We start from the raw sequence: 8,793 nt of genomic DNA on the forward strand, positions 1-8,793 counted from the left end.
CTGGTGGGCGCCGGGACCGCGCGCGCCGAGAACTACGGTCCGGTGCGGCTCACCGAGCCGGGGCGGAGCGCGCCGCCCCCGGTCGGGGTGATCAGCCGCAGCGGCCAACTGCCGTCGAGGCTGTTGGCGAACCCCGACCAGCCACCGATCGTGGTGACCTGCGCGCAGGCCGCGGCGGCGCGCGACCACCCCGGCGACGACGGCCGGCGGGAGGTGCTGCTGGCCGGCGAGGACTCCGTGGACGTGGCGCGCGCCGTCGCGCTGCTGCGCGAGCGGGGCATGCGCCGCATCCTGTGCGAGGGCGGCCCGACCGTGCTCGACGAGCTGGTGGAGGCAGGCCTGGTCGATGAGATCTGCGTGACGCTGGCCCCCAAACTCGCGGCCGGCCAGCCGGTGGGCCACCGCCTGGTGCCGTCGCCGCTGCCCACCCCGGTCGCGATGCGCCTCGAACACGCGCTGGTCTTGGAGGACTACCTGTTCCTGAGGTACCGCCGCTGATCAAGCGGGGCCGCGAGCGCCCGGTGCTGTCAGCGCGGCCCCATCATCCCGCCGGGGCCCATCATCCCGCCGGGGCCCATCATCCCGCCGGGCCCTCTCATGCACCCGGGCCCCATCATTCCCCGCATCATCGCCGGCATGCCGTCTTGGACGAACCCCGTCACCTCACGGGCGTGGGCACGGATGGCCTCGGCGAGCGCGGGGTCATCGGAGGTCTCCTCGGCAATGACGCCCGTGGGCGTCAGTGTCAGCTGCCGGCGGTAACCACCGGCGTTGCGGAACAGCGTGGGCAGGCTCTGGCTCATACACATCACCTCGGTGCCCTGATCGAGATGCGCATACATGCTCGACACGTGCGCGTGCAGTTGCGCGGTCAGATCGGGAGCCGCCGATTGCGTTGTGGTGCGAACACCGCCGGGGATCTCTTCAACCGTGCGGGTGATCTCCGTGTGCCGGTTGAACATGTCCATGTAGAGCCGCATGTCGGCGTGACCGGCGCCCATCATGCCGCCACAGTCGGCCAGGCGGATCCGCAGGCCGGGCCCGGCGGCGACGCGCACCGCGTATCCGATGCCCACCGCCGCGCTGGCGCCGAGCGCCGCGAGTGCCGTCCGTCGGCTGAATCCGACCATCCTGGCCTCCTAGCTCAAGGCTCTCCGAAAGCCTTAACTGTCAACGGTTTTCGAACCGGCGATGTCGACCTTCTGGGCAACCTCACGACCGAAACGGCGGAGCCGCAACGAATTTGTCACGACGCTGACCGAGGAGAAGCCCATCGCCGCGCCGGCCACCACGGGATTCAGCGACCCCAGGGCGGCGAGCGGGATGGCGGCGGTGTTGTAGCCGAAGGCCCACCCGAGGTTCTGGTAGATGGTGCGCAGGGTCTGCCGGGACAGCTGAATCGAGCGCACCACACCGTCGAGCCGGTCAGACATCAGCGTGATGTCGGAGGCTTCGATGGCCACGTCGGTGCCCGTGCCGATTGCAATGCCCAGATCGGCTTGCACCAGGGCGGGGGCGTCGTTGACCCCGTCGCCGACCATGGCGACAACCCGACCCTCGTCCTGCAGCCGGCGCACCTCGGCGACTTTGTCCTGCGGCAGCACCTCGGCAAGCACGCGGTCGATGCCGAGTTGTTCGGCGATGGCGTGAGCCGTGCGGGCGTTGTCACCGGTGATCATGGCGACCTGCAACCCCATGTCGTGCAGCTGCCGGACCACGCCGGCGGCGTCGTCTTTCACCGTGTCGGCCACGGCGAGCACGCCGACGACGTGGCCGTCCTGGCCGACGAACACCGCCGTCCGCCCCTGCCCTTCCAGCTCGGCGGCTGCCGCGGCGAGGTCGTCGGGCAGCTGCAGATTCTGCTCGTCGACCAGCTTGCGCCGCCCGACGACGACGGACTTGCCGTCCACCTCGGCGCGCACCCCGTGCCCGGCGATGCTGTTGAACGCGGTGGCGGCCGGAACCGTCAGCCCCCGCTCCCGCGCCGCGGCGACGATCGCCGCGCCGATGGGATGTTCGGAGCCCGACTCGACGGCGGCGGCGATCCGCAGCACCGGATCGGGCTGGCGCCGCTTGCCCACGACGACGTCGGTCACCCGCATCTGGGCGCGGGTGAGGGTGCCGGTCTTGTCGAACACCACCGTGTCGACCCTCTTCGACGCTTCCAGCACCTCGCCGCCCTTGACGAGGATCCCGAGGTCGGCGCCACGCCCGGTGCCGACCATGATCGCCGTGGGGGTGGCCAGACCCAGGGCACAGGGGCAGGCGATGATCAGGACCGCGACCGCGGCGGTCATGCCGGCGAGCGGGTTGGCGGCGAGCAGCGTCCAACCCGCAAAGGTCGCGACGGCCACGCCGATCACCGCGGGGACAAACACGGACGAGACGCGATCGGCCAGCCGCTGTACCGGAGCCTTGCCGCCCTGTGCCTGCTCCACCAGGCGGACGATCTGGGCCAGGGCCGTGTCGGCCCCGACTGCGGTGGCGCGCACGGTCAAGATTCCGTCCGTGTTGACCGTCGCTCCGGCAACGCGGTCACCCACCGATTTCTCGACGGGAACCGACTCGCCGGTCAGCATCGACTCGTCGACGGCGGCGCGCCCGTCGACGATCTCGCCGTCGACGGGAATCTTCTCGCCGGGGCGCACCCGCACCAGGTCGCCGACCCGGACCTGATCGATCGGTACGAGCAGCTCCGCGCCGTCGACGAGCAGGGTGGCCTCCTTCGCACCCATCTCCAGCAGCTTGGTGATGGCCTCCCTCGCCTTGCCTTGGGCGCGTGCCTCGAAATAGTGCCCCAACACGACGAACGCGATGATCAGCGCCGAGGTGTCGAAGAACAAGGGTCCACCGACGAACAACTGGTAGGTGGAGTAGACGAACGCGGTCAGTGTGCCCAGCGCGACGAGCGTGTCCATGCTGGACGTCCCCGCCCGCGCCTGCTGTGCCGCCCCCTTGAGGAAGGGCCACCCGGCGACGAACTGCACCGGCACCGTTGCGGCGAAGGCCAGCCAACCGGCCCACGGATAGGCGCCGAAGACCATCGTCGACGCCATCGCCACCAGCCCCAACGGGAAGGCCAGCAACACCCGGCGCAGCCACCTGCGTCGCTCGCGCCTGCTCTGCTCGTCGGCCGACAGCGTTCCCCCGGTGACCGGTGCGGCACCGCAGCCGCCGCAACTCGCGGCATCGGCCGAATCCTCCGACGCGCGAGGCCGCGGGCCAAAGAGCGCCAACCCGATGCCGCTCACTATCCTGCTCACCACCCCCGTCTTGGGGATGTCGACCGAGTGCGGAGCGCGCACGGGCACGAGTTCTGCGGGGACGTGTTCGGCTTCGGCGATCGCCGTGAGCACGGCGGTGGTGTCGCACTGCTCGGGCGAATACCAGATCACCACCGACGCCGTCCGCGGATAGGCCTGCACGGCTTGCACGCCGGCCACCCGGACGACACTCTCCTCGATCGCGACGGCACGGATCGCGTCGACAGGAAAACCCTTGACGTGCACCCGCATCCGGCCGGATGCGTCCGATACCACCTTCAGGGCGACGTCGACGTCGCCCAGGACAGCAGTGGTCATTCGCCGTCGCCCGGGCCCGCCACCGTCAGCGGCGCACCTTCCTGACCGGCACGCTGCCTCGCCTCCGCCATCACGTCGGCGACGGTCAGTCGAGCCTGCTCGGCGCTTCGCCCCGCCTTGCGCTCCGCCTCGCGAGCGACCCGGATGCCCCAGGCCGTGGCCACCACGGTGGCCTTCCGCCACGGGGCCTTCGCCAAGGCCTCGTAGGCGGCCGCCCCCACCACCCCGGTCACCACCGTCGGCATCGCCTTTGCCACAAATCCATGCAGCGCCATGGTTTTACCCATCCCTTCGTCTCGTTGCCCGGTCACAGCGTGCCGTCGTCGGCACGGCAAATCCTGTCGTCAACCGCCGCTTCCGGCCGTCGCCGGCTCGTTGTCGGTGGCCTCGCCGACCGCGGCACCGGTGAGTTGCGCCTGCGGGCCGGTCAAAGCGGGTGTGAACTTGACCGCGTCGATCAGTTCGTCAATGGCGGCTTGACCACGGCCATCGATCACCGCGGCGGAGAAACACGTCTCCAGGTGGTTGTGCAGCATCACCCGGTTCGCGCGTTCGAGCGAGGACTGAACCGCGGAGATCTGCTTCATCACGTCGACGCAGTAGGCGTCGGACTCCACCATCCGGATGATCCCGTCGAGGTGGCCGCGGACCGTCTTGAGCCGATTCAGCGCCGCGCGCTTCTTGTCCGTCAAGTCTTCGCCCATATCCGCTCTCCAACTGTCGTCGTCCGGACCTCTGCCGCCAACATACCCTACCCCACCGGGGGTGGGGTAGGGTGACGACCAAGATGATGGTCGGGACATCAAGGAAGGGAGCTGGGCGGGTGGAGGAAAGCCGACGACGGGCGTGGTCGTGGACCGATATCTGGTTGCCGGCGATCCTGCTGGCCGTAGCGGGTCTGGGTTGGTGGTGGTCGGTGGCCAGCGCCGCGGCCATGCGAGGCGACTCGATGCAGATGGATGCCCAGTCCGCGATGTCGCTGGCCGCATTCCTCATCGCGTGGGTGGCGATGATGGCCGCGATGATGCTGCCTCCCGTCCTGCCCGTCGTCCGGCGCTACGCCCACACCGCCGCCGGCAAGGTCGCGCCGGCGATCATGTTCGTCACCGGATATCTGGGCTTGTGGGCCGCGGTGGGCATTCCGGCCTATCTGGCGTCGGTCCGCCTGGATCCGATGGTCCACACGTGCTCATGGGTTGGCCGCGTCGCCGGCGCGGTGGCCGTGCTCGCGGGTCTGCACCAGCTCACGCCCTTCAAGGCGACGTGCCTGCGGCATTGCCGCCGGCCGGTCTCCGCCCCCGCCGGGTCCGGCCACCTCAGCGGGGCCGGCCGCGCATTTGTCGCCGGCGGCCGGTACGGCCTCTATTGCGTCGGTTCCTGCTGGATGCTGATGCTGTTGCTGATCGCCTTCGGCACAATGCAATTGGCGTGGATGCTGGCGCTGGCGGTGGCGATCTGGCTGGAGAGGTCGACCCCGTTCGGCGATCAACTGAGGCGCGTGACGGCGGCGGCCCTGATACTTCTCGGCATCGCGCTGTTGGTGCATCCCACTTTCGTCAGCCACCTGATGTCCTGATCTCGGCCCAGCAGGTGACAGCAGGTCGGCCCGGCCGGCCGAGCTGTCGGGCAGCGTTCGAAATGCAGCGAATGCGCTGGCTTCCTATGATGGAAATGCCCCGTTTTCACCCTCACATCGAATCGCCTGCGCGGCATCGTTTTCAGTTCCTCGCCGTCCACTTTCTCGAGCCACACAGAGGAGGACCATCGGCCAGGTGAGCAGCTCAAGAGACGATCACGACTACCGCAACCTGGCGGTGAACCGGCTGCGGCCCAGCGAACTTCAGTGGGCGCTGAACCATGACTCCGTGCACGGGATCGCCTACGCCTTCAAGAATCCCGTCGCCGTCGCCGAGTCCATCGACGATCCGGACGACGACCGCATGACCTACCTGATCCGCGTCCGGCGCGATGACCTGGCCAACGCGTTGGGCAAGATCAACGACTGGATCACCGAAAACCCCGGGCCCGCCGGGATGCAGGCCTTCGGATTCGTCCGGGCCCTGTCCCGCGAGGGTCTCACCGAACACAGCGGCGGTGACGACGAACCCCGTTGATCGAAGGACCGTCGATTAGCTGGCTTTCGCTATTCGCCGTGCCCACCGGCCGGTGAAACCTTAGCCTTATGCCTGCGCACGGTCGGTGGCTGAGGAGTCGGGATGGGTGACACGACCGCGGACTCGCGGGAGGGTTCGCAGTTCGGTCCGTATCGGCTGCGGCGGCTGGTGGGCCGCGGCGGCATGGGTGACGTGTACGAGGCCGAGGACACGGTGCGCGAACGCATCGTGGCGCTGAAATTGATGTCACAGACGCTGTCGAACGACCCCGTCTTCCGCTCCCGCATGCAGCGCGAGGCGCGCACCGCGGGCCGGCTGCAGGAACCGCACGTCGTCCCGATTCATGATTTCGGCGAGATCGACGGCCAGCTCTACGTCGACATGCGCCTGATCGACGGCAAAGACCTGGGCACCATGCTGAGCCGGTACGGCCCGCTGTCCCCACCGCGGGCCGTGGCCATCGTGCGCCAGATCGGCTCGGCGCTCGACGCCGCGCATGCCGCCGGGGTGCTGCACCGCGACGTCAAGCCGGAGAACATCCTGGTGAGCGGCGACGACTTCGCCTATCTCGTCGACTTCGGGATCGCCAGCGCCACGTCCGACGAGAAGCTGACGCAGTTCGGCACCACGGTGGGAACCGTCAAGTACATGGCCCCCGAGCGGTTCGGCGACGCCGAGATCACCCACCGGGCCGACATCTACGCCCTGGCCTGCGTGCTCTATGAGTGCTTGACCGGATCCCCGCCGTACACCGGGGACCAGGTCAGCGTGATGGGCGCCCACCTGCACCAGCCGATCCCCCGGCCCAGCGCCGCGCGGCCCGGCATCCCGGCCGCCTTCGACGCGGTGATCGCACGCGGGATGGCCAAGGATCCCGCGGACCGCTATACCACCTGCGGTGACCTGTCCGCGGCCGCCTACGCGGCGCTGGCCGAACCCGACCGGGACCGCGCCACCGACATCTTGCAGCGCAGCCAGGTGGCACGGATACCGGCCGCGTTCGCCAACCAGCCAGCCGCCGGAGTCGCCCAGGCTCCCCCGGCGCACGCGCCGGCGTCCGGCCCGATGTGGGCGGCGCCGCCGGCCCCGGTCCCCCAGCCGACGGGCTGGGCGGGGGCGCCCGCATGGGGATCCGCCGGCCCCGTCGCGGCGCCGCCCTGGGGCCAACCGCCGCGGCCGACCCGGAAGCCCTGGCTGTGGGTCGGCATCGCCGGCGTCGCCGTACTGGCCGTCGTGGGTCTGGTCCTCGCCATCCTCCGGCCGTGGGAGTCGTCGTCCCCGACCGCGCCGGCCCCCCAACCGCCGCCGCCGGACGCCGTCGCGCTGCGGGTGCTCGACGACGGCGTGTACGTGGGCAGCTCGGCGGCGCCGATGACGATCGATATCTTCAACGAACCCATCTGCCCGCCGTGCGGCAGTTTCATCCGGTCGAACGCGGGCGACATCGACACCGCGGTGAACAACAAGAAGCTCGCGGTGCGCTACCACCTGCTGGACTTCCTCGACGACAAGTCGCACAGCAAGAACTACTCCACCCGGGCCGTCGCGGCGTCCTACTGCGTAGCCGCGCAGAACGACCCCAAGCTGTACACCGCCTTCTATTCGGGCTTGTTCGCCAGCAACTTCCAGCCGGCCGAGGACGCGGCGGAGGACCGTACCGACGGGGAGCTCGCTTCGCTGGCCAAGACCGTGGGCGCGGATGCCGACGTGTTGACCTGCATCAAATCGGGCGACGACGTCGGCACGGGTAAGACGAAGTCCGCGAACGGCTACGCGACGCTGTCGGGGCTGAACGCCAATTCCACACCGTTCGTGTGGGACGGCACCGCGTCGGTGAACTACCAGGACCCGACCTGGCTGACCAAGCTGCTGGGGTAAGCCGACGTCGCTGCCGCACAAGGCATTCCGTTCGACCAGGCCCCCGGGGCCGCTCCGGGTCCGGCGAAGCCGCGAGGTTCACCCCTGCATGTTGTACTTTTTCTGCGGTGGGGCCGGTGGGCGCTCACCTCTTCGATGGGAGTCAGCAGTGACCGGCGCGCACGGCTCGCGGGCGGGGACGATGTTCGGTCCCTACCGGCTCAAGCGGTTGCTGGGCCGGGGCGGGATGGGCGAGGTCTACGAGGCCGAGCACACCGTCAAGCAGTGGAAGGTGGCGCTGAAGCTGATGTCGCACACCTTCAGCCAGGACCCGGTGTTCCGAAAACGCATGGAGCGCGAGGCCCGCATCACCGGTCGGCTGCTGGAACCGCACGTGGTTCCCATCCACGACTATGGCGAAATCGACGGGCAGCTGTACCTGGAGATGCGCCTCATCGAGGGCGTCGATCTGGGCAGCCTGCTCGAGCGGGAGGGGCCGCTGCCCGCGGCGCGCGCCGTGGCCATCATCGAGCAGGTCGCGTCGGCCCTTGACGCCGCCCACGCGGCCGGGGTTACCCATCGTGACGTCAAACCGCAGAACATCCTGATCACCGCCGACGATTTCGCGTACCTCGTCGACTTCGGGATCGCCAGCGCACAGTCCGACGAGAAGCTCACCCAACTGGGCACCGCGGTGGGCACCCTGAAATACATGGCGCCCGAACGGTTTTCCAGCGACGAGGTGACCCCCGGCGCCGATGTCTACGCGCTGGCCTGCGTGCTCTACGAGTGCCTGACCGCGACCCCGCCCTACCGCGCCGACAGCACCGGGATGCTCATCAGCGCCCACATGATGCGGCCCATCCCCAAACCCAGCGAGCGGGGCTGCGGGGTGAGTCGCGCGTTCGACGCGGTGATCGCCGGCGGCATGGCCAAGGACCCGATCGAGCGCTACCCCACCGCCGGCGCCCTGGCCGACGCCGCACACAGGGCGCTCAGCGCCCCGGAGCGGGAACGCGCCGACACCATCCTGCGGCAGAGCGAAATCATCTCGCCCGCAGCGGAATCCGGACGGCCGGTCGCGCCGCACCGGCGCAACCGCTGGCCGATCGTGGCGGCCGCGGCGGTCGCCGTGGTGGCCCTCTGCGCCGTCGGCATCTGGCTGGCGCTCCCACCCACCAACCCAGCCCTGCTCGGCCAGCCGGATCGCCGGCAACCAGATATCGGTCCACGACCACCCG

The 8,793-nt window shown here is 69.6% G+C and carries 9 protein-coding genes; 5 read left to right on the forward strand and 4 right to left on the reverse strand.

Annotation, left to right across the window (positions count from 1 at the left end):
- A partial coding sequence (locus A5692_RS11825) for a dihydrofolate reductase family protein (RefSeq protein WP_068056129.1) occupies positions 1-498 on the forward strand: 498 nt, incomplete at its 5' end.
- Between the two features lie 29 nt (positions 499-527).
- On the opposite strand, the gene A5692_RS11830 is transcribed toward A5692_RS11825, so the two are convergent.
- The 4 genes from A5692_RS11830 to csoR all read right to left on the reverse strand — a co-directional run bounded on the left by A5692_RS11830 (position 528) and on the right by csoR (position 4,285).
- Entirely contained in the window at positions 528-1,130 is a 603-nt protein-coding gene (locus A5692_RS11830) for a hypothetical protein (RefSeq protein ID WP_068056130.1), read from the reverse strand.
- Positions 1,131-1,163: 33 nt separating this feature from the next.
- Positions 1,164-3,515, reverse strand: a complete 2,352-nt coding sequence (locus A5692_RS11835; protein ID WP_156766047.1) for a copper-translocating P-type ATPase — start codon at positions 3,513-3,515, stop codon at positions 1,164-1,166.
- Between the two features lie 62 nt (positions 3,516-3,577).
- A complete protein-coding gene (locus tag A5692_RS11840; protein ID WP_068056143.1) occupies positions 3,578-3,856 on the reverse strand; it encodes a DUF1490 family protein in 279 nt (92 codons plus the stop codon).
- A gap of 69 nt (positions 3,857-3,925) precedes the next feature.
- The gene (gene csoR, locus A5692_RS11845) at positions 3,926-4,285 is read right to left on the reverse strand and encodes a copper-sensing transcriptional repressor CsoR (RefSeq protein ID WP_068056134.1); all 360 of its coding nucleotides are present in this window, start codon (positions 4,283-4,285) and stop codon (positions 3,926-3,928) included.
- 119 nt (positions 4,286-4,404) lie between these two features.
- Here csoR and A5692_RS11850 point away from each other — a divergent pair, with 119 nt between their 5' ends.
- The 4 genes from A5692_RS11850 to A5692_RS11865 all read left to right on the forward strand — a co-directional run.
- Positions 4,405-5,157, forward strand: coding sequence for a DUF2182 domain-containing protein (locus tag A5692_RS11850; RefSeq protein WP_068056136.1), 753 nt, complete (start codon positions 4,405-4,407; stop codon positions 5,155-5,157).
- A gap of 196 nt (positions 5,158-5,353) precedes the next feature.
- Positions 5,354-5,695, forward strand: a complete 342-nt coding sequence (locus A5692_RS11855; protein ID WP_068056138.1) for a hypothetical protein — start codon at positions 5,354-5,356, stop codon at positions 5,693-5,695.
- A 102-nt stretch (positions 5,696-5,797) separates the two neighbouring features.
- Complete coding sequence (locus tag A5692_RS11860; protein WP_068056140.1) at positions 5,798-7,573, forward strand: serine/threonine protein kinase PknE; 1,776 nt, start codon at positions 5,798-5,800, stop codon at positions 7,571-7,573.
- Between the two features lie 148 nt (positions 7,574-7,721).
- On the forward strand, positions 7,722-8,793 hold a 1,072-nt coding region (locus tag A5692_RS11865; RefSeq protein ID WP_197514432.1), incomplete at its 3' end, for a serine/threonine-protein kinase.

Source organism: Mycobacterium sp. E342, assembly GCF_001667665.1.
Lineage (GTDB): Bacteria > Actinomycetota > Actinomycetes > Mycobacteriales > Mycobacteriaceae > Mycobacterium.

Bases quoted from the DNA above. Each gene is read 5' to 3' on its own strand.
- csoR (WP_068056134.1), bottom strand. From the start codon at position 4,285: ATGGGCGAAGACTTGACGGACAAGAAGCGCGCGGCGCTGAATCGGCTC.
- A5692_RS11840 (WP_068056143.1), bottom strand. From the start codon at position 3,856: ATGGCGCTGCATGGATTTGTGGCAAAGGCGATGCCGACGGTGGTGACC.
- A5692_RS11830 (WP_068056130.1), bottom strand. From the start codon at position 1,130: ATGGTCGGATTCAGCCGACGGACGGCACTCGCGGCGCTCGGCGCCAGC.
- A5692_RS11860 (WP_068056140.1), top strand. From the start codon at position 5,798: ATGGGTGACACGACCGCGGACTCGCGGGAGGGTTCGCAGTTCGGTCCG.
- A5692_RS11835 (WP_156766047.1), bottom strand. From the start codon at position 3,515: ATGCGGGTGCACGTCAAGGGTTTTCCTGTCGACGCGATCCGTGCCGTC.